20 protein-coding genes are annotated in these 25,526 nt (G+C 71.3%); 8 read left to right on the top strand and 12 right to left on the bottom strand.

Annotated features, from left to right (window positions below):
* Positions 1–9: 9 nt before the first annotated feature.
* Complete coding sequence (locus tag WMF11_RS13000; RefSeq protein WP_437977710.1) at positions 10–2,178, bottom strand: serine/threonine protein kinase; 2,169 nt, start codon at positions 2,176–2,178, stop codon at positions 10–12.
* A gap of 241 nt (positions 2,179–2,419) precedes the next feature.
* Here WMF11_RS13000 and WMF11_RS12995 point away from each other — a divergent pair, with 241 nt between their 5' ends.
* The 3 genes from WMF11_RS12995 (at position 2,420) to WMF11_RS12985 (ending at position 5,095) form a co-directional block, all read left to right on the top strand.
* On the top strand, positions 2,420–3,298 hold the full coding sequence (locus WMF11_RS12995; RefSeq protein WP_437977709.1) for an SIMPL domain-containing protein: 879 nt from the start codon (positions 2,420–2,422) through the stop codon (positions 3,296–3,298).
* Between the two features lie 398 nt (positions 3,299–3,696).
* A complete protein-coding gene (locus WMF11_RS12990; RefSeq protein WP_437908705.1) occupies positions 3,697–4,140 on the top strand; it encodes a hypothetical protein in 444 nt (147 codons plus the stop codon).
* 73 nt (positions 4,141–4,213) lie between these two features.
* Positions 4,214–5,095 (top strand): tRNA1(Val) (adenine(37)-N6)-methyltransferase, encoded by an 882-nt coding sequence (locus WMF11_RS12985; RefSeq protein WP_437977708.1) that lies wholly within the window; start codon positions 4,214–4,216, stop codon positions 5,093–5,095.
* A gap of 118 nt (positions 5,096–5,213) precedes the next feature.
* On the opposite strand, the gene WMF11_RS12980 is transcribed toward WMF11_RS12985, so the two are convergent.
* Positions 5,214–5,909 (bottom strand): hypothetical protein, encoded by a 696-nt coding sequence (locus tag WMF11_RS12980; protein ID WP_437977707.1) that lies wholly within the window; start codon positions 5,907–5,909, stop codon positions 5,214–5,216.
* A 230-nt stretch (positions 5,910–6,139) separates the two neighbouring features.
* On the opposite strand from WMF11_RS12980, the gene WMF11_RS12975 reads away from it, so the two are divergent.
* The gene (locus tag WMF11_RS12975) at positions 6,140–6,577 is read left to right on the top strand and encodes a nucleotide triphosphate diphosphatase NUDT15 (RefSeq protein WP_437977706.1); all 438 of its coding nucleotides are present in this window, start codon (positions 6,140–6,142) and stop codon (positions 6,575–6,577) included.
* 112 nt (positions 6,578–6,689) lie between these two features.
* Here the strand turns inward: WMF11_RS12975 and WMF11_RS12970 are convergent, their stop codons facing one another.
* From WMF11_RS12970 to WMF11_RS12930, 9 genes are all read right to left on the bottom strand, one after another.
* Positions 6,690–7,532 (bottom strand): type VI immunity family protein, encoded by an 843-nt coding sequence (locus WMF11_RS12970; protein ID WP_437977705.1) that lies wholly within the window; start codon positions 7,530–7,532, stop codon positions 6,690–6,692.
* Positions 7,533–7,677: 145 nt separating this feature from the next.
* A complete protein-coding gene (locus WMF11_RS12965) occupies positions 7,678–8,454 on the bottom strand; it encodes a PP2C family protein-serine/threonine phosphatase (RefSeq protein WP_437977704.1) in 777 nt (258 codons plus the stop codon).
* A 171-nt stretch (positions 8,455–8,625) separates the two neighbouring features.
* A complete protein-coding gene (locus WMF11_RS12960; RefSeq protein WP_437977703.1) occupies positions 8,626–8,976 on the bottom strand; it encodes a hypothetical protein in 351 nt (116 codons plus the stop codon).
* A gap of 4 nt (positions 8,977–8,980) precedes the next feature.
* Positions 8,981–10,612, bottom strand: coding sequence for a hypothetical protein (locus WMF11_RS12955; RefSeq protein WP_437977702.1), 1,632 nt, complete (start codon positions 10,610–10,612; stop codon positions 8,981–8,983).
* Positions 10,613–10,644: 32 nt separating this feature from the next.
* Entirely contained in the window at positions 10,645–11,772 is a 1,128-nt protein-coding gene (locus WMF11_RS12950; RefSeq protein WP_437977701.1) for a PEGA domain-containing protein, read from the bottom strand.
* 1 nt (position 11,773) lies between these two features.
* Positions 11,774–12,577, bottom strand: a complete 804-nt coding sequence (locus WMF11_RS12945) for a hypothetical protein (protein WP_437977700.1) — start codon at positions 12,575–12,577, stop codon at positions 11,774–11,776.
* Between the two features lie 25 nt (positions 12,578–12,602).
* On the bottom strand, positions 12,603–13,304 hold the full coding sequence (locus WMF11_RS12940; RefSeq protein WP_437977699.1) for a sigma-70 family RNA polymerase sigma factor: 702 nt from the start codon (positions 13,302–13,304) through the stop codon (positions 12,603–12,605).
* Positions 13,301–13,594 (bottom strand): hypothetical protein, encoded by a 294-nt coding sequence (locus tag WMF11_RS12935; protein ID WP_437329046.1) that lies wholly within the window; start codon positions 13,592–13,594, stop codon positions 13,301–13,303. Before WMF11_RS12935 ends, WMF11_RS12940 begins: the two co-directional genes overlap by 4 nt.
* A gap of 167 nt (positions 13,595–13,761) precedes the next feature.
* Positions 13,762–15,744, bottom strand: a complete 1,983-nt coding sequence (locus WMF11_RS12930) for a serine/threonine-protein kinase (protein ID WP_437977698.1) — start codon at positions 15,742–15,744, stop codon at positions 13,762–13,764.
* A 215-nt stretch (positions 15,745–15,959) separates the two neighbouring features.
* Between WMF11_RS12930 and WMF11_RS12925 the strand changes: the two genes are divergently transcribed.
* The 4 genes from WMF11_RS12925 to WMF11_RS12910 all read left to right on the top strand — a co-directional run bounded on the left by WMF11_RS12925 (position 15,960) and on the right by WMF11_RS12910 (position 25,049).
* Positions 15,960–16,748: a hypothetical protein gene (locus WMF11_RS12925; RefSeq protein WP_437977697.1), complete on the top strand. Its 789-nt coding sequence runs from the start codon at positions 15,960–15,962 to the stop codon at positions 16,746–16,748.
* Positions 16,648–18,177: an RHS repeat domain-containing protein gene (locus tag WMF11_RS12920; RefSeq protein WP_437977696.1), complete on the top strand. Its 1,530-nt coding sequence runs from the start codon at positions 16,648–16,650 to the stop codon at positions 18,175–18,177. Before WMF11_RS12925 ends, WMF11_RS12920 begins: the two co-directional genes overlap by 101 nt.
* Before the next feature lie 445 nt (positions 18,178–18,622).
* Positions 18,623–19,126 carry a hypothetical protein gene (locus WMF11_RS12915; RefSeq protein ID WP_437977695.1) on the top strand — a complete coding sequence of 168 codons (504 nt, stop codon included), beginning with the start codon at positions 18,623–18,625 and terminating at the stop codon, positions 19,124–19,126.
* A gap of 457 nt (positions 19,127–19,583) precedes the next feature.
* Positions 19,584–25,049, top strand: a complete 5,466-nt coding sequence (locus tag WMF11_RS12910) for an AAA family ATPase (protein WP_437977694.1) — start codon at positions 19,584–19,586, stop codon at positions 25,047–25,049.
* Here WMF11_RS12910 and WMF11_RS12905 read toward each other — a convergent pair.
* On the bottom strand, positions 25,018–25,389 hold the full coding sequence (locus tag WMF11_RS12905) for a response regulator (RefSeq protein ID WP_437977693.1): 372 nt from the start codon (positions 25,387–25,389) through the stop codon (positions 25,018–25,020). The two genes, WMF11_RS12910 and WMF11_RS12905, sit on opposite strands and share 32 nt — an antisense overlap.
* Positions 25,390–25,526: the final 137 nt, after the last annotated feature.

Raw genomic sequence — 25,526 nt, 5'->3', positions numbered from 1 at the left:
CCGGGCTCGTCAGCCGGTGACGCGGCCCTCGATGATCCCGCCGTCCGCGGTGATGGCGACGACCACCTCGCCGTCGACGAACAGCGACACCACCGGGCCGACCCAGGCGTCGTTCTCCCAGACGCACTCCCACACCCCGGCCATGGGCGGGATGCCGCCGCGCCGCACCCAGATGCGCCCCGCGCTGCCCGCCCAGGCGCGCCCCTCCGCGTCGATCGTCGCGGCCGACAGGGCGCGCCGCGGCTCGATGATCTCCGTGAAGACGCTCTGCCCGTACCGCCAGACGACGCTGCCCTCCGCGCCGACGGCGATGCCCACGCCGAGATCGGGCCGCCCGGCGCACGCGACGAACGCGCGCGCCGGCGGCGCCGGGATGCGCTCCAGGTGCCAGTCGAGCGGCGCGTAGAGCGCGACCAGCCCCTCGCCCTTGGTCGAGCGGCCGACGACCAGCCACCGCTCGTCCTCGACGCGCGCGACCGCGGCGAGGAGCGCGACGCCGTCGGCCGGCATCGGCCGCAGCCAGCGCTTGGCGATGAACGCGTGGAGGAGCGGCCGCGGATCGTTCGGCGTCGTCGAGACGAGGATGCCCATGTCCTCGAGGTCGCCGCTCAGCGCGACGTGGCTCTGCGGCTCTCCCGGCAGCTGGAAGACGCCCGTCACGCCGCCCGTCGTGTACACGGCGAGCGTCGAGGCGTCGCCGCCGATGAGCCACCGGCCGGGCCCGATCCGGTGCACGAAGCGCACGCCCTGCGGGCTCGGGAGGCCGCCGGACGACGCCTCGCTCCAGCTCGTCCCGTTCCAGAAGAGCAGCCCCCCCGTGGCCGCCGCGAGGCACCGGCCATAGCCGTCCCAGGCCACGCTCCGGATGACCGAATCGAGGCTCGGGTGGTGGAGCACGCTCCACGTCCAGCGCTCGACGACCGCCGACAGGCGCGGCGCGGGCTCCCGTGAGGCGCGCGGGGGCGCGCTGATGATCTCGGCCTCGATCGGGCGGTCCTGGCTCGGGCGCTCGGCGGCCTTGGCGTTTCGCGGCGACAGCAGCGTCTGGCCGAGCTCCCCCTTGAGCTGCACCGGCGCGTTCATGTGCGTGGACGGGACGGTCATCGGACCGACCTCCTCCGCGGCGCGCACGCGCTGCTCCCCCGCGCTCGCCACGATCCGCTGCTCCAGCGCGGAGATCGGCGACGCGGGGCGGAGGTACGGCGAGAGCATCGCGGCCACGGCCACCGCCTCCTGGAGGCGCTCCTGGGCCTCGCCGGTGGACGCCCAGCGGAGCGCGAAGTCGATCGACTTGCACGCCTGGTCGTTGCCGCGCAGCGCCGGGTGGAGCCACCGCGTCTCGACGATGCTCCGGCGCGTGCGCGCCATGGCGGCCATGAGCGCCTGCGCCTGCGACTCCGCGATGATGTACTCCTCGCCCGTCAGCAGGAAGAAGATGACGGACGCGAGGTTGAAGATGTCGGTCCACGGGCCGATCGTGCTCGGATCGGCGGACAGCATCTCCGGCGGCGCGACCCCGGCGTTGCCGACGACGCCGGCCATGATCGTCTCGCGGATGCCGCGCGGCCGCGCCATGCCGAAGTCGCTGATCTTGAACAGCTCGTCGTCGCCGGAGCCGCAGCAGAGGATGCTCTCCGGCGTGAGCTGCCGGTGGACGACGCCGACGTCGTGCACCGCCGACAGCCCGCTCGTGATGCACTCGATGGCGCGCGTCGCGCGCGCCGGATCGAACGCGTGGCCCGTGGCCTGGATGGTCCCCTGCACCCGCTGCCGGAGCGTCACGCCCTGCACGCCGCCGTGCACGTACTCGATGGTGATCCAGGGGAGGTTGAGCGCCTTCGTGCCGCGGCGGACCTCGAACGTGCCGGTGTCGATGAGCCGGACCACGAAGGGGGTCGGAGGGACCTGCTCGTTGAGGCGGCCGAGGGACACCGCCTCTTTCTTCACGATGACGGCCGCCGACGGACCCATCTGCCTGAAGAGCGACGGCCGGAGGATCTTGACGACCACGGGCGTCTCGCCTTCGGGCGCGGTGCGGACCGCGTAGAACGAGACGAACATCGTCCCGGCCCCGGCGCGCGACACGATCCGGTAGCCGATGCTTGGCGAGAGGTCGCTGCCGATCGTGGCACCCTGCAGACCTCCGAGGGCCTCTTCATCGCTGGGTATTGTGAGCACGTGAACGACCATAGCGCACCCGGCGCGGCGTGGAACAACTTGCCGGGGGGGAGCCACGCCGCCGCCTCGGGCATCGCCGGCGCGCCGCCGGAGCGGCTCGGCGAGCGGCCCGTCGGTCTGCTCGCGGCGGCGAGCGCGCGGGCGTCGAAGCGCGCGCCCCCTGTAAGCCGACCTGGGCGGCGCGCGTTGCACGGGCATGAAGAACCAGCGCTCCCTGTCCCGCGCGTACCTCGCCGGGCTCATGCTTTCCGTCACACCGCTGCTCGCCGCGTGCGCGGCGCAGGCGACGCCGGCCGTGGCCGCCGCCCCGGAGGTCAACACCATCACGGTCGTCGGCCGCGGCGACGTCAGCGCGAGGCCTGACATCGCCCGGGCCCAGATGGGCATCGAGGTGATGGCGCCGACGGTGCACGAGGCGACGAAGCTCGCCGCGGCGCGCATGACCGAGATCCTCGCCGCGCTCAAGAACGCCGGCCTGGCCGAGAAGGACATCCAGACCAGCAACTACTCGATCCAGCTCGTGCGGCAGCCCGACGTGCCGCCCTGGATGGCCATGGGCTACGCGCAGCCCGCCCCGGCGGTCGCGCCGGCGCCGGCGGCCCCGGCCGCGGCGCCCGCGGCTCCCGCGGGGCGCGGACCGAAGGCGCCTCAGCCGCCCGCGCCGAAGCCGCCGCCTGCCGACCTGGCGCCGGCAGCGCCGCCTCCGCCGTCGCACGTCTATCAGGTGAGCAACACCGTGATGGTCGTCATCCGCAACCTCGATCAGGTCGGGGCGGTGCTCGACGCCGCCGTGGCCGCCGGCGCGAACAACGTCTGGGGCGTCTCGTTCGGCCTCGACGAGACCGACCCGCTCGAGGCGCGCGCGCGGGAGAAGGCGATCGCGGACGCGCGGGCTCGCGCCGAGGCGCTCGCGAGGCTCCAGGGCGTCTCGCTCGGCCGCGTCGTCTCGATCAGCGAGGTCGTCGAGCACGGCCCCATCTACGCCCCCCGCGCCGCGCTCGCCTCCGGCGGGTACTCCGCGGACATGGGGACGCCCGTGTCGTCCGGCGAGGTCCCCTTCGGCACGCAGGTGAAGGTCGTCTACGCGCTGGAGAGCGCGCCGGCGAGCCCGCGCAAGTGACGCCGCCGCGCGCGTGGAGGGGCCGCGGGCGCGCCTCCGCGGGCGGCGGCCGCCAGATTCCAGCTAGATCGACCGCGCGTCGCCCCAGCGGGTAAAGTCCCAGCATCCAGCACGGCCCCCGACCCGATCGGCCCCTGCACAGCGCCACCATGATCGCCCCGTCCCGCCCTCCCCTTCGCCGTGCCCCTGTCCTCGCGGCGCGCCCGCGCTGTTCCGCCGCGCTCGTCCGCTCGTTCGCGGCGGCAGCGCTCGTCACCTCGACCACGGGCTGCCTCGTGCTCGAGCCGCCGACGTACGAGCATCCCGAGCAGACCGCGCCGGTGCTCTCTGCGGTCTTCCCTCCTCCCCACCTTCCCATCCACATCATCCCGGGGCGAGAAGGTATCCTGAGTTTAAGCTTGACCGTTCTGTCCGAGGACAACGGCGACCCCGTGCAGACTGCCCAGTACATCGATTATGGGAGGCGCAGCCGCTTCGGGAGGCCGTACCGGAGAGGAGAGGTGTCCCCGGGGTCGATCGCGGCCGGGACCATCGAAGGCGGACAGCGCGCCTTCACGATCGAATTGGACTTCGACAGCTTCACGCTCCCGACAGACGGGGTGACGCCGGAGAAGGAGTGCCACACGCTCACCCTGACTGCGTCGCACGCCTTCACCGGGTGCCGTTGCCCGGCGGACCCGGAGGACATGAGCTCGCTCACATGGCAGCTCATCCACTGCGACCCGAATGACCCGGCCTGCCCCGCGTCGTGCCCCGCGATGGATTGCAAGGCCACCCCCTGCCTCTTTTGCGATGATCCCTCGCTTGATGACGGTTGCGTGACCCCGCCCCCGGACGACTGACGCCGCGAGGCCGCCGCGCTCCAGCGGCATTGCGCGCGCCCCCGACGCCGCAGGGGCGTGGTACACGGGGTCGATGATCGCTCCTCCTGATGTCCAGCCCTCTCTCGCGCCGAGCGGCGGGGTCGTGCGCCCTGCGCGCCGGCCGCCCGGGTGGGTCGCCCCTGGGCCGCGGCCGGCGACGCCGGATCGCCCGGAGGTCTGGCCCGGCCCCGGCGAGGATCTCTGCTATCTCTCGGGCGATTTCCGGATCCTGCAGCGGCTCGACGGGCACCGCTGGTCGGCCGACGACCTCGTGACCGCCTGGTTCGCGGCCGAGCGGGTCGCGGACGCGCCCCCGCGCCGCACGGTCGACCTCGGCTGCGGCATCGGCACGGTGCTCCTGTTCACCGCGTGGCGCTTCCCGGAAGCGCGCTGCGTGGGCGTGGAGGCGCAGGAGGTGAGCGCCTCGATGGCGCGGCGCTCGGTCGCGTGGAACGGCGTCGACGCGCGCGGCGAGGTCCGGTGGGGGGACCTGCGCGATCCGGCGGTGCTCGACGGGCTCGCGCCGGCGGAGCTCGTGACGGGGACGCCGCCGTACCTGCCTGTCGGCACCGGCATCGAGTCCTATCGCGTCCAGTGCGGGCCGTGCCGCTTCGAGCACCGCGGCGGCGTGGAGGACTACTGCCTCGCGGCCGCGCGGCTGCTCGCCCCCGGCGCGCCGTTCGTGGCCTGCGCCGGAGCGCGGCAGCGGCCTCGCGTCGAGGCGGCGGCGGCGGCGGCCGGGCTCGCGCTCGAGGCGTGGCGCGACGTCGTGCCCAAGGAGGGCAAGGCGGCCTTGTTCTCGGTCTATGCCCTGCGCCGCGCCGAGGCCGTGGCGTCGTGCCATGTCGAGCCGCCGCTCGTGTTGCGGGGCGGGAACGGGCGCTTCACCGAGGAGCTCGACGCGCTCCGCCGGACGATGGGAATACCGGTATAGCCCGGGCTCCTGCGCGGGTGTGTCGGCGGGGGCTCACCACCTTGTCGCGGAGCGCACGACTCTGCACCCCGCGACACGACAGCCCTCGTTCCAGCGGCTCTGCCTCGTTCGCGGGCCGTCAGCTCGGCTGTGACACGAGCGGAAGGGTCATCGTCTGCGCGCGGACCAGCGGCCGTCCGTCGCGCGACAGGAGCGCATCCTTCGCTGGCTGGCCCTGTGCCGCGCGCGGTCGCGCCGGGCGCGCCGGCTTGTCTCCAGGCTCGGGCGCAGGCGCAGGCGCAGGCTCGGCGGACACGCGCTCGACCGGGGCCTCCCATGCGTGTCGGGTCCCGCCGGCCTCGTTGGCCTGGAAGAACACGGCGCGGAGCGCCCTCCCCTCGACGTCCGTCTCCACGGCCATCATCCAGAACCACGGGCCATCCGGCTCGGTTTCCTGCCCCATGAACGAGAAGGCCATCTGTCGCGACTCCGAGCGGCGACCGTGCTCGCTGCGCGCGGCCTCGAGGTGCCGCTGCGAGGGTTTGTCGGCCGGACCGCGGTACACGCGCACGGCGACGCCCTCGATGTGCGGCATGAAGTACAGCCCGTCTCGATGGACGGACAGCCAGGGATGTTTTCCGCTCTCTGCCAGCTTGCAGAGGGAATGACCGAACCGCTCGTGCGCCTTGCAGCCGATGCCCCAGCTGGTATCGCCCTCCTCGCGGTTCGCCTCGCTGAACGCCTTGTTGCGGACATCGACCGCCGTCTGCGCCAGGAGGACGAGCCGGCTCTGCTGGAGGACGGGGTTCAACTCCCAGGGCAAGGACGCATCCATCGTGTCTGGCACGGTACGCGTGTTCACTGAAAAGTCAATCGGTACCGGCGCTTGCATATGCGCGAGGTGGCTCCGTGCGCGGCGCACGCAGGCGGCGGGGCTGGCGCAGCGGGTGTACCCGGCGCCTTCCGAGACCTTCCGAGACCTTCCGAGACCTTCCGAGCGGCGCCGCTGCGCGCCGTGCTAGAGCGCGCTCCACGCACGGCGGCGTCGCGTGCGGGGAGGTGTCCTTGGGAGAGGCGATCGTCGGAGGGAACGCCGCGGAGCGACCGCTGGTGGGCGTGGGCGTCATGCTGGTGCGCGACGGGCGCGTGCTGCTCGCGCGGCGCCGCGGGAGCCACGGCGACGGCAGCTACTCGTGGTGCGGCGGCCACCTGGAGCTCGGCGAGTCGTTCGAGGACTGCGCCATCCGCGAGGTGCGCGAGGAGAGCGGCCTCGTCGTCAGGAAGCTCTCCTTCCTGTGCCTCAGCAACATCCTCGCCTACGACAAGCACTATGTGGACATTCAGCTTTTCGCGGAGGAGTTCGACGGCGAGCCCGAGGAGCGCGAGCCCCACAAGATCGCCGGCTGGGGCTGGTACCCGCTCGACGCGCTGCCCAGCCCGCTGTTCCGCCCGGTGGAGCTGGCCATCGCGAGCTACCGCAGCGGCCGCCGCTACAATCCCTGATCCAGGCCTCATGCGCGCGGGACGGCGCCGCCCCGCGCCGGTGCGTGGCCTCGTCCTCGAGAGGCGCGGAGGCTGCGCGGTCGTGATCTTCATCGTGATCTCTCCTTCGCGCTCAGCGGTCGTCGAATCGGCGGAGCCACGCCTCGCTGCGGTCCAGATCGAAGCGGAGCCCTGGGCCTCCATCCTGGAAGGGCCGGTGCTCCGTGATGCGGATCGGCTTGAGGTATTTCGACAGCTTGACGTACAGCTCCGGCCAGACGTTGCGACCAGCGTCGCCGAGCTGCGGACGGGGACCTGCCTGAATCATCATGCCTCCGTCGAACCGGTGGACAACGAATCTCCGATCCAACGCGCGCAATTCAGCCTCGATCTTGTCTGCCCCTCCCATCTCCACGACCCACCGCTCCCCGAGCACCGTGAGCCAGTTGACCCCCTTGATGCCCTCCTTGCCACCCCTCCCCTCGAGCAGCCGGATGGAATGAGATATCGGGTAGTCCGCCTCCAGTCCGGGAACCTTCTGGGCCCAGTCATAAACGACAGGCTCATACAGGTTACTGACTGAGCTGTCAGGGGACTCGATCACCCCGATGCCGCCGTGGCCGCTCACCGGCTCGAGCTTACGGCACACATCGAGCATCCCCTCCGGCAACGACTCCGACGAATCCGCGAACCAGAGCAGCGGAAACGCCATCCGGAAGAATCCTAGCTCGACAAAGGGCCGTTTCTCGCCGCCCAGCGCATGCGCAAGGAAAGGGCTCGCGCCTCGGTCGTATTCCGCGCCGTGGTGGATGAGCGAGAAGCTCTCGTCTTCGCCGACCCCCAAGAGCCATGCGCGAGGGTTCGAGCCCTTTCCACTGCCATACGACTCCATCAGCCTCTTCTCTGGGTGAAGTGCCCAGCGCAGATGAGGACCACAGCGCCGGATCATGATGGGCTCCGGCGGCCGCTTGCTCATGTCGTAAGGCACCTCGGCCTCGAGCGGGCTCGTGTGCGCCGATGCGTCCTCGAGCGCCCGGAGGTGCTGGGATTTGTACGCAAGCCGCGGGTGCTCGGCCGCGTCGATGCGCCAGCTCGCCTCGATCCCCCACGCCCAGCGCACGTCACCCGCCTCCCAGCCGCGCCAAGACGCACGTCACGTTGTCGGGCCCCCCGTGCTCGTTCGCGATGTCGATAAGCAGGCTCGCCGCAAGGCTCAGGTCCCGGTGCCTCCCCAGCACCCCCTCGATCCGCGCCTCCGGTACTGGACCCCACAGCCCGTCAGAGCACACGAGGAACACATCCCCCGGCTTCGTCGCCTCGACACGCGACTCGATCTCCACGCTCTTGTCGCACCCCAGCGCCCGCGTCACCGCGTCCGCTCGACCGCTCAGCGCCTCGATTGCCGAAGGTGAGCAGCTCCCATCCTGGAGCAGCTCCTCCAGCAACGTGTGATCCCGCGTCAGCCGCTCCAGCTTCCCCTCGCGCATCCGGTAGACACGCGAGTCGCCCACGTGCGCGATGTACGCCATCCCCGCCCCGAGCAGCACGCCCGCGAAGGTCGTCGCCATGCCACGCACCTCTTCTCGCCGCTGGCTCGCCTCGTAGATCGCCCGGTTCGCGCGCCGCACGCTCAGCACCAGCCTCACCTCGTCCCTGTCGTGCGCGCTCCCCGTGCCGTACGGCCACGTCTCCTCGAGATCCTCGTCCACGTCGAAGCAGCTCTTGACCACCTCGATCGCCATCCGCGACGCCACCTCGCCGGCCGCGTTGCCACCCAGGCCATCGGCCACCATGAAGAGGCCCACGCACGGCAGCGCCGCGAAGCTGTCCTCGTTGTGGCTCCGCCGCCGCCCCACGTCCGATAGCGCTGCCGCCTCGATGGCGAGCTGTGGATACACGATCGTCCTCCTCGCACGCTCGTCGACAAGACGAGCCGAGCCATGGCGCGCCGCGCTCTGCGGCGCGCATTTCCCTGGTTGATGAGGCCGCGCAGCGCGCGGCCGTCTCGTTACGTTGCTACTTCGTCACGGCGCGGCGCCACGAAGCAGCGGCACCGCTGCTTCGCTGCCTCAGCGCAGCGACACGATCGCGATCACCGCGCCACACAGCAGCGCCAGCGCCAAGACCACCGCGCCGATCCCCAACCAGCGCCGCTCGCCTCCGCTCTCCACCATCGCCGCGCTCATCCATGCCCCGGCGACCTCTTGCTCCATGGCCTCCATCGCCTCCGCCTGGGCTTCGATCTGCGCGAGCTCCTTCCGCACGTCCTCGCCCCGCACGATCCGGAACAGCAGCGAGCCGCGCGCTTGCGCTCTTCTCAGGAACCGCAGCTGCTCCTCCCTCGCCTGCGGCGTGTCCGAGTACCAAACCGGATCGAGCCCCAGGGGCGGCCCCTCCGGCGGCTTCTTCGGCGATGCCATCGCGTCATCCTTCGCACGGCGACTGACCTGCGAAGTCCCAGCAGCTCCCTTCGCTCCCCGGCGCTCCGGCGTTTTCCGGGGCTCCACCAGGACCGGCGTTGCCGCCGGCGCCAGGTGTGCCGGCCGTGAAGTCCACGGCCGGCGCTTCGCTCGGCGTCACCGCATACGCAACGCCTACGGCATAGCCGCCCCGGCCGCCACCTCCAGCGCCACCTGGACCGCCGAGACCGCCGTTTCCTCCCTGGCACCCCGGTCTGGAAGGCGCCGTCCCCGAAGCCGTGCCGCCGGCAGCCCCATTGCCTCCGGCAGCTCCACTTTGCCCCGCTACCCCGGCACCTCCGTTACCGGCCTTACCCACCGCGATCGTCACCCCGGTCAGCTTCAGCCGGTTGCCCAGGCTCACGATCCCGATGCTCGAGCCGCCCGCCTGCCCGCCGCCACCTCCCTTCCCACCGCAGCCCCCGGCTCCGCCGCCTCCGCCGCTGGCCCCAACGCCATCGACGGTGTCCGGTCCGACCTGGCAGAACAGCCCCGCCTTCGCTCCGCCGCCTCCTCCTCCGCCTTGACCACGACCGCCCGTCATGCCGGGAGCGCCGTCGCCGCCGCTCAGGCCCGTCAGCACAAGCGTCGCGCCGGTTCCGCCGGCGCCAGCGGGACCGGCGGTACCGTCTCGCCCGTTATTTCCTTGCCGGCATCGCCCGTTGGGATCCGACAGGTCGGTCTGTCCTACGCCGCCTAGGCCATCGCCAAATGGATTCTCCTCCGGCACCGGCCCGCCATCCGTCCCGACCTGTCCGTTGCCTTCGTCCGTCGCCGTAATCCCGCCCAGCCCCCCGCTCCCGCCGGCCGTCTCCCCGTCCTCGCAGCTCGTCACGGCCCCGGGCCCGCCCAGCACCGCGTTATCCGCAACGCACGCGTTCGACGCGCTCCCGGCCTCCGCGCTCGCCCCGGCCACCGGCGCCTCGCTCGGCGTCGCCCCCTTGGCACCATCCATCCCATCGCCCGCGGTCACCTCCACCTCCGCGAGTTCCGCTTCCACGTCCGCCACCACCACGCCGATTGACGACCCGCCCGGCTCCGTCGCGTTCGCCGCCCGGATCGCGAACCCCTCCACCAGCGCCCCGTCCGCGCCCTCGCCGATCGTCAGCGCCACCGCGTCCGCCGGCCCGGCGATCCCGCTCTTCCTCCCCTCCTCCAGCGTCCACCCCGCGCACGCGAAGCTCCCGATCACCTCGATCCCCGCTTCGACCTTCACGCTCTCCTCGAACGCCGCCTCCGTGTCCGCGTCCGCGCACGCGTACACGCGCTTCCCTTCCGCTGCCGCCTTCTCGATCGCCTCCTGTAGCGACCCGTACGGCCTCTGCCGCGTCCCCTCGCCTTCTCCCGCTCCCCCGGCCCCCGCCTGCGCGAACACACCGCACGCCTCGTTCACCACGCTCGGGTCTTCCCGCGGATCCGCCTCGCAGGGATCCGGCGGTTCCTGTCCCCCGCTCCCGCCGGCGCCGTCGCCGCACGCCGCGCCCGGGAAGAGCGTGCAGTCGTTGTAGTCCACGCCGAACACGCACCCCGTGCCGGGCACCATCGCCGCACCGGCGAGCACCGCCGTGATGCCCATCAGCCCGCGCCACTGACGCATGCGTCGAACCTCCTCGCGCCTTCCTTCGTCCTTCACCACGCCCCCTGGATCACGAGCGCGCCGCCGCCGGCCGTCACGACGGGCGCCGCCACGACCGCCGGGCGCGACGCCCTGGGAGCCCAGAGCGCGTACGCCCCGGTCGCGAGCCCCATGGCCCCCGCGCCCACGAAGGTCCAAAGCGCGGCGCTCTTCAGATCCGCCGCGCCTTCCAGCTCGTCGCGCAGCGCCGCGCACCGGGGCGAGTCCGACGCGCACGCCGCCGGTCCGTCGTCGCGCACGAGCGCCTCGCGCTGGGTGTCCGCGTCGCCGTCCCGTCCGACCGCGAGCACCGTCAGGACCACGCCCGCGATCACGCCCGCGCCCGCGACCGCCCCGCCGGCGATCAGCACCTCCGGGCGCGGGCCGCCCGCGTCCGCCCCCTCGCGCGGCGCGGGCGCCGGGGCCTCGACGCGCAGCGGCGGCGGTGGCGCCGGCGGCGCGGGCTGCTCCCGCTGCGGCAGCAAGACGAGGTTCGCGGTGTTCGTCTCCCCCGCGGGGACCTCCAGCGTCACCCGCGACGGCTCGTGCCCGGCGAGCCGCGCCTCCACGACGATCGACCCCGGCTTCACGAACACCTCGTGCCGGAACGGCGTGCGCCCCACCGCGGCCCCGTCGATGGAGACCGCGGCCCCTTCCACGTTCGCCTGGATGACGATCGACCCCACCTCCTTGCGCACGGCGCGGAACTGCGACCGGATCTGCTCGTGCTGCGCCGCATTGCCGGTGGCGGGGAAGCTCCGCAGACAGAACGCGAGGTGCTCCGCCGCCTCCACCTTCATCCCCCGCTGGAGCTCCGTGTTCGCGAGGTTCGCCGCGATGTCGTAGCTCTGCTTCAGCGACCACGCCGTCCGGTACGCCTCGTACGCGGCGTCGAGCTTCCCGAGCCGGTACAGCTCCTTGCCCCGCGCGAACGCCGCGTCCGCGTCGCGGGAGGCCTGCGCCGCGTCCGCGCTCGCCGTCGCCGGCTGCGTCCCCGCCGGCGCTCCCTGCGCGCTCGTCGTCGCCGGCTGCGCCCCCGCCGGTGCTCCCTGCGCGCGCGCTGCCGGCGGCGCCGCGACCACAGCGCCCGCGACCAGCACCAGCCAGCCCGCCGCGCGGGCCCTCCTCGCTCTCGCCTTCATCTCAGAACACCTCCGGTGGCAAGGAACCCGCGCCCGCGCTGCTCTCCTGCGGCGCCCCTGCGGGCGCGGAGCTTACTCCGGCGGGCGCGGCCTTGGGCACGGCGACATGGCCCGGCGGGCGAGGCGCGGCGGCGTCCGCCGTTCGCTTCGGGGGCGCCGGAGCCGCGGGCGCAGGCGCGCTCGACGGCGCAGGCGCGCCGCTGCTCGCGCCGCGCCCTCTGCCCTCGCTGCCAACCGCGGGCGCGCTCGACGGGCCAGGCGCCTCGCCGCCCGCGCGCCGCTCGGTCCCCTCGCTCCCCGCAGGCCTCGGCGCGGACCCCGACCCCGCCGCCGTCGGCTCGATCGCAGCGGCGACCGCGCTCGGCGCGCTGCTCGCCTCAGTCTGCCGCGGCGCCGGCTGCGCGCCGGTCGCCGCGCCCGCGGACGGCTTTCGCTCCGGCGACAGCCCCGACGCCGGCGCACCGCCGCGCGGCGCGCGTGCCGCCGACCACAGCGCGATCGCGCCGCCGACGGCCACGATGGCGACGAGCAGGAGCGCCGCGCCCCACAGCCGACCGCGCGGCGCGCCCGCGGCCGCGTGCGACGGCGCCAGCGCCGCCGCGCCGCCGCCGCTCCCCTCCCCGCTCGCCGCGATCGCCGCGGCCGCCGCGGGCCGGACCGCCTTGCGCGCCGCCCTGCCGAACCACCGCCGCGCGACCGGATAGAACGGATCGCCGCCCTGCCCGTCGTGCCGGAGGTCCTCGATCATCCTGTCGAGCCTGGGGTCGTCGCCGGGCTTCACCACCGGCCGCTTCGGGTCGTCCATACGCATCGCTTCCCTCGCCCTGCGCTCATTCGCGCGGCGGCATCTCCGTAACGCCGCCCTCGAGGAGCGCCGCCGCCATGCGGTCGAGCAGCGCGTCGTGGCGGCGCCTCGCCGTCGACAGCGACACGCCGAGCCCCGCCGCCACGGCGTGCATCGGCAGCCCCTCCACGTAGCGCAGCGCGTACAGCCGGCGATCCTCCTCGCCCAGGGTGTCGTAGGCGCCGCGGACGATCGCGATCGCCCGGCGCCGGTCCTCCGTGTCCACCGCCGCGTCGTCGAGGGTGTCCCCGGCCTCGACCACGCCGAGGACCATCACCTTGACGAGGTGCCTCGCGTACCTCGCGAGCCGGCCGCCGTTCGTCGCCTCGTCGTCCCAGGCCACGTCGAACCGATCGGAGGTCTCCGCGACGAACGAGCGCGCCGCCCAGCTCGCCGCGCGGTGCAGCCGGCGGTGCTGCCGCTCCCGGTGGAGACCGTCGCGGATCTCGCCGTCGATGAATGCATACGCATAGGTGGTGAAGCGGACCCCGTGCGCCGGGTCGAATCGAGACGCCGCCATCACCGCCCCGGTGTACGCGTACGCGAGGAGCTCCTCCTGCTGCTCGGGCCGCACGTGCGGCGCATACACCGCCACCCGGGCCCGGACCAGGCCGATCGCCTCCGCCACCAGCGCCTGCTGCTCCGGGGTCAGCGGTCCCCCGGGAGGCGCCGTGCCGCTCCGGCTCATCGCTTGCTCGCGGCGCGGCGCCGCCCCTTGCCCCGAGGATCCCCGCGCTCCGCGCCGTCCGCCGCGGCAGGCGCGCCGTCCCGCGCGAGCTCGTGGCTCTCGTCGGGCGGGGGCCGCTGCTGCAGGGCCCGGAGCAGCGCGACCGGATAGGGGTGCGCCGACATGAGCGCCAGCGCCTCCTCGCGCATGTGCTCGATCAGCTCCGGGGACAGCTTGCCCCGGTACGGCGCGAGCGCGCGTTCCACCGCCTCCACCAGCACGGGATCGAATTCGCGCGACGTCGTCTTCATCGTGAGCCTCTCTCGAGACCGCCCCGTGGGCCGCCTCCCCGCCGGGACGCGCCGTCCCGGCCTCTCTTCCAGTTATCCAGCGATCCTCTCGGGATCGCTCATGAACACCCGGCCGGGGGGCCTCGCTCGCGGCGCTCCCCGGCCGGCCTCGGCGCTCCGCCAGGCCGCTACTCCAGGAACTCGTCATAGAAATGGGGGTCTCGAACGACGCGCCGCCGCTTCGGCTTGGCGACAGGCGGCGGCGCGGCCGGCGCGACGGCCGGAGCGATCGTCGAGGAGGCCGGCGCTGGCATCGCGGGGGCGGAACCCGGCGTCGCGGCGACGGGCGCCGGCGCCGTGGCCGAGCCTCGTTCGCTCCCCTGAGCTCCGGCGGCGCCTGCCACCGGGGGCTCCTCGGCGCGCGCGCTCGCGGAGGAGGCCCCGGCGGGACGGCCGGCGCTCGCTGCCTCCGCGGCGCTCGTGGCCGCGGGCGGCTCGGATCCCGCGGCCATCGCGGCGCTCGCGGGCGGCTGCGCCGAGGCCGGCGCCGAGGCCGCCTGCGCCGGCGCCGGCACCGCCGGCGAGGCGTCCTGGAGCCGGAGGATGACGTCGAGGAGGAGCAGGCTCACCAGCGCCCCCAGAGAGAGCCCGATTGCCGCCGTGCGCAGGGTGACCCACGCCCGCGGCCGCACTCCGGCCGCGCCAGGCGCGCTCGGCGCCGCCGGCCGCGCAGCGACCGGCGCCGCCGCGGCGGCGGCCCGCCCCGCTCCGGCGTGAGAGCTCCCGGCAGGCAGCGCCGCGCCCGCGCGGGAGCCCTCGGCCGCCGGCCCTGCGCCGGCGCGGAGCGTCCCGGCGCCCATCGCCGCGCGCGCGAGCGGCACGGTGTTCTCCACCGGGACCCACGCCGCCGCGGCCTGCTCCGGCGGCGGATCCGGCGCTCGCTGCGCGAGCGCTGCCACGCAGCTAGGGTCGCGCAAGCGCTCCGGCAGGCGCTCGGTCATGGCCCACCCGACGCCCGCCTGACCCGGATCGGCATCGCCGCCCGCTGGATGGCCTCCGTCCAGTGGGTCGCGCGGCCCCGCCCCGCCCGGCGGCCCCGACAGAGCGGCCGCCGCCACGCGGGCCCCCTCGACGCGCCCCCGAGGTCGCTCCGCCGCCGAGGGCCCCGTGGCCGCGGCGACCTTCTCGTTGCCCCACCGCAGGACCTCGGACATCTCGGGCTCGCCCGGGTTGGTGTCGCGCGCGCTCGGCGCGCCGCGGGTGGCGAGGAACGCGCCCCACAGCGTCTCGGCGAACGCCACCCCGTCCCGGTGCCGCTCGCGCGGGACCTTGGCGATCGCCCGCGCGATCACCTCCGAGATCGGCTCTGGCACACCGATCCGCGACAGCGGCGGCGGGACGTCGTTGAGATGCCTGGCGAACAGGGCGTCGATCCGGCCGGCGGCCCGGGCATCGCCGAACGGGTGGAACCCGGCGATGGCCTCGTAGGCGATGAGGCCGAGAGCGTACACGTCGGTCGCCGGCGTCGGCACCTCGTCCCGGATCTGCTCGGGCGCCATGAAGAGCGGCGAGCCGTGGGTCTGCGCGTCGAGCGTGTCGGGGGTGCCGCTGAGCCGCGCGAGCCCGAAGTCGAGGAGCTTCACGTCGCGCGGCTCGCGCAGGATGAAGAGGTTCTCCGGCTTGATGTCGCGGTGGACGCCGCCGAACGCGTGCAGGTGGCCGGCGCCGAGCGCCGCGGCGCGCACCGTGGCGCACGCGAGCGGAAGAGAGAGCGCCCCTCGCCGGCGGAGCTCCTCGCGGAGCGTCACGCCGTCGAGCAGCTCCATCCGGTACCAGGCGGTGAGATCGTCGGCGAGGCCGACCTCGTGGACCTGGACCACGTTCGGGTGCCGCATCCGCGCGAGCACCTCTCCTTCCCGTAGCAGCCTGCGGCGCTGGCCCGGGTCGTCGAGGAACTCGGATCGCACGATCTTGAGCGCCCACGTCTGCCCCTTGTCCTTGACGGCGTACACCGCCCCCATGCCGCCTTGGCCGAGGAGCCGCTCGACGCGGAAGCGCCGCAGGAACCAGGTGCCCGGCGCGAGGAGCGGGGGACGGCTCCGGCCAACCACGCGCGGGAGCGCCTCGCCCCCGCACGCCTCGTCGTCCTCGTCCCGTGACCTCCGCTTCACCGTCTCCCTCCGCGCCCCGCGCCGGACGCCGCCAGGACCGCCCGGCGCCGCGAGCCGTGCCCTCCCACGGTCCCGCGTCGTTTTCATGCCTGGTTATCCGGAAACGGTTCGCGATGTGCTCACGCCGCGGAGAGCCCGCGCGAGGCTCCGAGGCAGCGCTCCAGTGCGTCCAGGCATCGGGCACAGACACGGCATGGGCGGCCATGGGTCCCGGGATGCCTCCGGCACCCGGGATGCCTCCGGCGCAGGGCGACCTCGTCGCGGTGATCGACCCGGCCGGCGCCATGACGCGCTACGCCTGCGACGGCGAGCAGCACGTGACCGAGATCGTCGATGCGAACGGCGGCGTCACCTCCTTGGTCTGGGGCGGTTACCACAAGCTCTGTTTGCGCCGCGACGCGAACGGCCACGAGGTGCGCCTCGGCTACAACCCTGAAGGCGAGCTGGTCGAGGTGCGCAACGAGAAGGGCGAGGTCCACACGCTCCGGCGCGACGGCAGCGGCAAGGTGCTCGAGGAGGTCACGTTCGACGGGCGGGCGATCCGCTACGGCTACGACGCGGCGTGCGACCTGATCCGGCGGTCGCACGGCGAGCGGGATCGGGTGCTGCTCGAGTACGACCTCGCCGGCAGGCTGATCCGCCGGGAGTGCTCGGACGGTTCGGCCGAGCGCCTGGAATACGACGAGCTGGGCACGCTGATCGGCGCGACGTGGCCGGGGGGCGAGATCCGGCTCGACCGCGACGCGGCTGGACGCGTGGTGCGGGAGATCCAGATCGTCGACGGCGTGGAGCACCGGGTCGAAAGCGCCTATGACCGGGAGGGCGAGCGCGTCCTGCGCAAGACGTCGCTCGGCCACAGCGAGGCGGTCGAGCGGGGGGCTGTTCGGCGCGCGGCGGCGGACGGTGCTCGACGGGCGCGTCGTCGTCGACCACGCGAGCGACGTGCTCGGGCGAGAGGTCACGCGGGCGCTGCCGGGCGGCGGGCGCGTCGAGAGCGCTTATGACCTCCTGGGCCGGCTCGAGCGGCGGCGCGCGGTAGGCCTGTCTCGCGAGGTGCACGTGCGGCCTGGAGAGCCGGCGTGGGTCGGGCCGCGGCGGGAGAACGTCACGGTGGACATGGCATATCGCTACGATCCCGTGGGCGAGCTCGGCGCCTCCTGGGATCAGCGGCGGGGGTGGACTTCATATCAGTACGACCCTGTCGGCCAGCTGCTCGCCCGGGTGCCGGAGCAGGCGCGCGCCGAGGTGTTCCGCTATGACCCAGCGGGGAATAGCCACGAGGCCGGCCAGTACGCAGCGCCGAGGGAGTACGGGCACGGCAACCAGCTCGCCCGCAAGGGGAACACGCTCTACCGGTGGGATGCCGAGGGGCGGCTCGCGGAGAAGCGGGTGGAGGACCCCGAGACCGGTGCGCGGCAGGCCTGGAGCTACACGTGGAACGTCGCGGGGCTCCTGGAGAGCGTGACCACGCCGGAGGGCGAGCGGGTCGAGTTCCGGTACGATCCGTTCGGCCGGCGGGTCGAGAAGCGGGTGGGCAAGGCGCCGGCGAGCTCGCTACAGGCCTTCAGGCCGCGCTCGGTGACGCGGTTCGTCTGGGACGGCGACGTTCTCGTCCACGAGATCTCCCGCCGGGCGCGAGCCGAGGGGGACCCGGTGGTGGAGGTCAAGACCTACTGCTTCGAGGACGACGGGTTCGCGCCCGTCGCGCACCGCGACGACGGCGGGTGGTTCCACTACGTCAACGACCCGATCGGGACACCGGAGCGGCTCGTCGACGAGCGCGGCGAGGTGGCCTGCGAGCTCCGGCGCGACGCGTGGGGGCGGACCGATGCGGCGCCGGGGGCGAGGACCTCGACGCCGATCAGGTTCCAGGGGCAGTACGAGGACCCGGAGACGGGGCTTTGCTACAACCGGTTCCGGTACTACGACCCGGACGCGGGGAGGTTCATCGGCAGCGATCCGATCGGGCTCGACGGGGGCATCAACTCCTTCGCATATGCGAACAACGCCACTGGCTGGGTAGATCCGTTCGGGCTTTACAAATCAGGGCCACTGAACCCGCACCTGCTGGGCAAGGACAAGGCCGACAAGAAGACCAAGAACCTGACGGAGTGGCGACGCTGCGTCTCGAAGGCGAGCATCAAGAGCGAGCGGGACAAGTTCTTGGGAGAAGGCCATGTCAAGGTCGGCGAAGGGAAACGGCGCAGTCGGGATGGCGCTCGCCAATTCCGCGTCAAACCCGACGACTACCAGGGGAAGCACGAAATAGGGCAGCCCACGGCCCCCAACACACCACACGTACACTACGAATTCCTAGCACCAAACAAGTCCGGCACCGGGCTCAACGTAACAAAGAACGTACATGTCCCGCTAAATAATCTACACTACCATGATACTACTGAGGAAGTCCGGAAAGAAATCGATTCGATTTGAGTTCGACCGAACTGGCGCGCTCGATCTGGAAGCGGCGTTCGGAGAGGACAGGCGCACGGTTGGAATTCTCGTGGAACGGGCGCTCCTCGGAGGACGGCAGGCAAGACGAGGAGGCTTCCATGAAATCCCATTGCGCGTGTCATCCGACGACGAGGAAGAGGATACGATCATCATTCAGCCCGATAGGATCGTGCTACAGATTGACAATGATTCGGCGACCTACGTGCGACATCGGCTTCAGACGTGCGCCACCAGCGGCTTCTTTCCCGCCGAGATCGGCGAGGTATCCTTAGGCACAGAAGGAGACGTCGTCAGTCTATGCGGAGATTACAAGGATCCATTGAATCTCCAACAAATCCTCGAGTAACGCGCCGCTCAAAAGATCCGCGCCCAGTACATCGGCGATGCGGTCCACGGCCATCCCCTACCCCCAACAATCGGACGCATGGAGACGAGTGCGCTTTACACACTGAATGCCGAATTCGAGGCAACCAAGACAAGCCTCGCGCCCCGTGTTCATCCTCGACGTTGGCAGACCATTCACGTTTCCGTACATGACCGAGTGGCGGTCGAGGCAGACTTTGACGCGCGCGCTGTCGCTTGCGAGTACGCGGAGTCCCTGCGGTTGCAGACAGAGCAAATATCGTACTTCTGCGAGACATGCCGCAGCGTCGCAGAGAATGTCTGTATGACCGTGGCGGAGTTCGACGTCGTCATGCCTGGCCGCCAGATGCCTCGTGATGTAGCGACCGAACTGGCGACAACATGGCTTGGCCAGTTTGGCGAGGAGACGGTTTTCTTGGCCAATGGCAACGTCTCGACATCGACGGCGCGCGACAAATACTTCAACCATCTCAATCGCAGCCTGTTTTTTACCGATCGTGAGGCTGGCGTGCTCGCGGTGTCGCCCGCGCGCTGTGGCATCTTCTGGTCTGCCGAGAATTCATGACAACCAAAGCATGCGTGCTCGCCGCAGCTCGCAGCGAGGCAGCTCCGCCGCGACGCCGGATCCGGATAGCGGGGCGTATGGGCGGGGTGTGGGCTCGCCGTCCGGGCAAGCGTAGCCGGACCCGCCTTGCCTGGTCGGCTGCTTTTCCTTTTTTTATGGAACGCAGGCTCATGACGCCTGCGACGTGAGGCACAAGATCCACGCCCATGTCGACAGCGCATGGCATCACGGTCCGTCACGTCTTCACAGGGTCCTGCCGGCGCGGGGCGCTGAGCCCGGCTGGTATGGGTTCGAGCCCGCGTGATGCGCTCAATCACGTCCTCGGTCCGGCTCGGCGGCCCGGCCGACGACGCCCGAGCCCCGTGGAGCACCGCGCACGCGGCCTCATCGCCCTCGCCGAGCGTGTCGCGCATCAGGAACCCTCTCCATGCCCCTCGCCTCCCCGTACACGATCACCATGCCTCTCTCCCTCGATGGCAGAGCCGTCGTCTATCGTGCAATCAGGAGCGCCGATCGCTGCCCGGTCATCCTCAAGGTGCTCGATCCGCGGCGCAGCCGCCCGAAGGACCGCGAGCGGCTGAAGCACGAGTATGAGCTCGGACAGCTGCTCGATGCCCGGGCCGTCATCAAGCCGCTCGCCCTCGAGACGTACCAGGGCATGCCGGCCCTCATCCTGGAGGACTTCGGCGGCCAGTCCCTCGATCACCTGATCGGGACGCCCATGGGGATCGAGCGCTTCCTCCCCCTCGCGATCCGCATCGCGGCGGCGGTCGCGGACGTTCACCAGCAGGACATCATCCACAAGGACCTGAAACCCGGCAACATCCTCGTCAACCCCGCCTCCGGCGAGGTCAGGATCGCCGACTTCGGGTTCGCGTCCCGCCTCCCCCGCGAGCAGCAGCGCGCGCAGCCCCCCAGGCTCATCGAGGGCTCCTTGCCCTATCTATCGCCGGAGCAGACAGGTCGGACGAGCCGGGCCATCGACAACCGCACCGACCTCTACTCGCTCGGCGTGACGTTCAATCAAATGCTCACCGGCAGGCTCCCCTTCGAGGCGCGCGACCCGGTCGAATGGGTCCATTGCCACGTGGCCCGCGTCCCCACGTCGCCGTCGGAGCTCGTCCCCGAGGTGCCCGAGACGATCTCGCGCATCACCCTGAAGCTCCTCTCCAAGATGCCCGAGGATCGCTACCAGAGCGCTCGCGGCCTCCAGCGCGACCTGGAGAGGTGCCTCGCAGCGTGGAGCGCGAGCGGGCGGGTGGAGCCGTTTGCGCTGGGCGAGCAAGACACGACAGGCCGGCTCCAGATCCCGCAGAAGCTCTATGGCAGAGAGGCGGAGGTCGCCACCTTGCTGCAGGCCTTCGGCCGCGTGGTCGCCACGGGTACGCCGGAGCTCCTGCTCATCTCCGGATACTCCGGGATCGGCAAGAGCGCGCTCGTCCATGAGCTGCATAAGCCGATCATTCGGGAGCGAGCCTTCTTCCTCTCGGGCAAGTTCGATCAGTACAAGCGCGATATCCCCTACGCCACGCTCGTCCAGGCCTTCCAGGAGCTCACGATCGAGCTCCTCGCCGAGAGCGAGGAGCGGATCGCGGCGTGGAGACGGCAGCTGCTCGACGTCCTCGGGGTCAACGCCCAGCTCATCGTGGAGGTGATCCCGCAGGTCGAGCTGATCATCGGACGGCAACCGCCGGTCCCCGAGCTGCCGCCAACCGAGGCGCAGAACCGCTTCCGCATGGTGCTCCGGCACTTCATCGGGGTGTTCGCCCAGAAGGAGCACCCCCTCGCGCTCTTTCTCGACGATCTCCAGTGGGTCGACGCGGCCAGCCTCGGGCTGCTTAAGGACCTCTTGGCCCACCCTGAGATGCGCTATCTCCTCGTCATCGGCGCCTACCGCGACAACGAGGTATCCCCCGCCCACCCGCTCCTGGTGACGTTGGACGAGGTGCGGAGAGACGGCGCGCGCGTCTCGAACATCGTGCTCGGCCCGATACCGCGCGAGCACCTCGCCGCGTTCGTCGGCGAGGCGCTTCGCTGCCGCCTCGAAGACGGCGCGCCGCTCTCCGATCTCGCCTACGAGAAGACGGCCGGCAACCCCTTCTTCGCCATTCAGTTCCTCCTCTCGCTCCATGAAGAGCGCCTGATCGAGTTCGACGAGCGCACGGAAGCCTTTCGGTGGGACGTCGCGAAGATCCGCGAAAAGGGCTACACCGACAACGTGGTCGACCTGATGGTCGGCAAGCTCAGGCGGCTGCCCGCGGAGACCCAGGAAGCGCTGAAGCAGCTCGCCTGTCTGGGAAATAACGCCGAGGTCGCCCTCCTGGCGATGGTTCGCGGCAGCGTGGAGCACGACGTGCACGCGGACCTCTGGGAGGCCGTCCGCGCGGGCCTCGTCCTCCGCGTGGACAGCACCTACAAGTTCCTCCACGACCGCATCCAGGAAGCGGCCTATTCGCTCATCCCGGCGGAGCTGCGCGCCGAGGTGCATCTTCAGCTCGGCCGGCTCCTCTTGTCTCGGTTGCCAGAGCAGGGGATCGCAGAGCGGGTCTTCGATGTCGTAAACCAGCTCAATCACGGCGCCCACCTCCTCACCGACCCGCGCGAGAAGGAGGCGCTCTGCCGGCTCAACTTGCTGGCGGGGACCAAGGCAAAAGCCTCGGTGGCCTACGCGTCGGCTCGCAGCTACCTGGCCCAGGCGACATCCCTCCTGCCACCGGACGCCTGGCGCGCACGGTACGAGGATGCGTTCACGCTCCACCTGGAGCTCGCCGAATGCGAGTACCTCGTCGGCCGCTTCCAGCAGGCCGACGAGCTGTTCGACCTGATCCTCCAGAACGCCCGCTCCAAGCCCGACCGATCCAGGGCGTACCGATCGCGCCTGCGGCTCTACCAGATCGCCGGACGGCACCGCGACGCCGTGGCGGTCATGATCCAGGCCCTGCAGCTCTACGGGGTGATGCTCCCGGAGTCCGACGAGGAGATCCGGATGGCCGCGGAGGCCGAGATCCGGCAGGTCTCGATCAACCTGCAGGGGCGCCCCATCGCCGACCTCGTCGAGGCGCCTGTAGCCACCGACGAGAGCGCGCGCGCGCTCATCGGCCTGCTCGCCGAATCGTTCCCCATCGTATACACCTCGCGACCGGCGCTCTGGGTCCTGCTCACCGCCAAGGGGGTGAGCGTCTCCCTGCAGCGCGGGCACGCCGAAGAGTCCTCTTTCATCTATAGCAATTACAGCATGGTGCTGATCTCGTTCTACCGCGACATCCCGCGCGCGCTTCAGTTCTCCGAGATGGCGCTCAGGCTGAATGAAAAATTCAAGAGCGCCACGGCAAAACTGAAAGGGAAGCTGCTCTTCCAGAACGCAAGCGTCATCAGAGTCTGGTGCAGGCGCTTCGCAGCGAGCCTCCCGCTCATGGAGCAGGCCTTTCTCGCTTGCCTCGACATCGGAGATCTCGTCTTTGCCGGCTACTTGACCTACAACATGACATGGCTCGTCCTGGAGAGCGGAGAGCCGCTCGCTCATGTCATCGATGTCGCGCGGAAGCACATCGCGTTCGCCCGGCAGACCCACAATGACGTGGTATACCATGTCCTCCGGCTCGAAGAGCAGTTTGCAGCGAGCCTGAAGGGAGCGACGCAGGCGCCCACGAGCTTCAGCGACGGCACCTTCGACGAGGAGAGCTGCATCGCGGCCCTCGAGAAGGCGGGCTTCGGCCTTGGTATTACATACTACCACGTCATGAAGCAGATCGCGGCATTTACCCATGAACGCTATGCCGAAGCGCTTGAGTCCGCGACCAGCGCCACGTCGACGCTGCACCAGGTGGCATCCATGGCGATCGAGGCGATGCATCACTTCTACCACGCGCTCACGCTGACGGCGCTCCATGCGCAGGCCCCTGCCGAGCAGCAGCGGCAGTTCGCGCAGACGCTCGAGGAGCAATTGCAGAAGCTGGCGCTCTGGGCCGACAACTGCCCCGACAACTTCCGGACCCGCTACGCCCTGGTATCCGCCGAGGTCGCCCGCACCGAGGGGCGGGACCTCGACGCCATGCGCTTCTATGAAGAGGCCGTCCACTCGGCGCGCGACAGCGGCTTCGTCCACGTCGAAGCGCTCGCCTTCGAGCTCGCATCTCGGTTTTATCGGGCGCGAGGGTTCGTGCGCTTCGCCGACACCTACCTGCGCGAGGCCCGCTCCTGCTATGTCCGCTGGGGCGCCGATGGCAAAGTCCAGAGCCTCGACCGATGCTACCCCGAGCTCGTCGAGCGACCCTCGGTCGCGCTCACCGCCACGTTCGTGGCCGCGCCCGAGCAGCTCGACCTGCTCTCGGTGGTCAAAGCCTTGCAGAGCATCTCGTCCGAGATCCTCTTGCCGAAGCTCAGCGAGACGCTGCTGCAGATCGTGCTCCAGCAGGCGGGCGGGCAGAGAGGGGCGCTGATCCTGGTCCGCGACGGCGAGCTCGCCGTCTACGCCGAGGCCACGACCGACGGGACGGAGATCCGCGTCGCGCGCCACAAGGGCGTCCCGGCCTCGGCGGCGGCGTTCCCGATGTCGATCCTCCACTACGTCGCGCGGACGCGTGAGCCCGTCATCCTGGACGAGGCCGCCGCGGCGACGCGGTTCGCTTCGGACGAGCACCTCACCCGGAGACGGCCGCACTCGCTGCTGTGCCTCCCCATCGTACGGCAGGCGCGCCTGAGCGGCCTTGTCTACCTGGAGAACAACGTCGCGACGGGGGCGTTCACGGCCGGCACGATCCGGGTGCTCGAGCTGCTCGGCGCCCAGACGGCCATCTCGCTCGACAATGCCATGCTCTACGCCGACCTCGAGCGGAGCCAGATGGAGATCAAAGCGGTGCTCGACAACATGGTCGACAGCGTCTTCGTCGTCGACCGGAACGGGCGCGTCACCCTGGCCAACCATGCGGCGGCGCGCCTCGCGGGGCTCGCGAGCCCGGACGAGGCGCGCGGGCCCATCGCGGAGCTGGCGCGGCGGCTCTGCTTCGACCGCCCGAACGGGACGCCCTACGAAGCGGAGCAAACGCCGCTCATGCGCGCGCTCGGCGGCGAGACGGTGGCCCTGGATGAGGGGACGATCTCGCTCCCCGGCGCGGAGCGGACCCGCTACGTGCACACGAGCGCGTCGCCCATGCGCGATGCGGGGGGGCAGGTGGTGGGCGCGGTGGCGGTCGTGCGGGACGTCACCGAGCTCGTGGAGCTCGACCGGCTCAAGGACCAGTTTCTCCGCGTGGCCGCGCACGAGCTCAAGACGCCCGTGACGGTGATCATGGGCTATGCCGAGATGCTCTTGCGCACGGCGACGGAGCTGCCGCCGGGTCAGCGCCGGATCCTGGACGGGCTGCTGCGGGGCGCCGACCGGATCGAGCGGATCGTGGCCGATCTGCTGTTCCTCTCGCAAGTCCAGCTCGGCCGGCTGGATCTGGTGCTCGAGCGCGTGGATCTCGGGGAGCTGGCCGAACGCATGGCGGCGCGCCTGGAGCAGGGGGCGCGGTCGCGCCGCATCCGGGTCACGTGCGCCGAGCCCGTGGTGCTCCAAGGGGACCGCGAGCTCCTGGAGCGGGTCGTGGCGCACTTGCTCGACAACGCCCTGCGGTACTCTCCGGACGGCGGCGAGGTGGAGCTGGACGTGCGGATGGCGGACGCGCTCGACGCCCTGGTGTCCGTGCGCGATCAGGGGGTGGGGATCCCCGTGGAGAAGCGGGCGCGGATCTTCGAGCGCTTCCATCGCGCCCACACCGATACGCCCCACGATTACGGAGGGATGGGGACGGGGCTGTACCTGTCGCGCGCGATCGTGGCGCGCCACGGAGGAGAGATGTGGTTCGAGAGTGAGGAAGGCCGTGGCAGCACGTTCCACGTCCGCCTGCCCCTCACGTGCGAAGGTGCGACCGTACCATCCTGACCAGCTGGTCGCAGTGAAAGGGCTTCGCGATCCACCCTGCGGCGCCGATCTCCTGGGCTCGAAGGGCGGCGTGCTCGGCCGCGGTCAGGACCATGATGGGCACCGACCGGCCGTATCGGATCTGAAACTCCCGCGCGAAGGTCCGGCCGTCCATGACCGGCATCTTGATGTCGAGCAGGATGAGGTCGGGCATGTGTTCACCTATCCTCTCCAGAGCCTCTTGTCCGTGCCGCGCTGTCTGCACATGGAATCCCTCCACCGAGAGCGTCATCGCCACGAGCTCGCGCAGGTCGTCGTCATCTTCCGCAACGAGAATATTCATCGTCACCTCGATCTCCATGGCCCCCAGAGCGACCGATAGGGCTCAGGCCACCTCTCGGCTCACTCAGCGCGGGAGCCCGATGACTCCGTCGAGCTCTCTTCAATATCGATCCGCTAGCTGCTGGCCATCAACACTCATTTTCTATACTGTACTTC

Origin of the sequence: Sorangium sp. So ce295, from assembly GCF_051527405.1 — a bacterium.
Taxonomy (GTDB): Bacteria; Myxococcota_A; Polyangia; order Polyangiales; family Polyangiaceae; genus Sorangium; species Sorangium cellulosum_B.
Note: the sequence above shows the minus strand (reverse complement) of the source record. Positions and strands in the feature narration are given on the sequence as shown.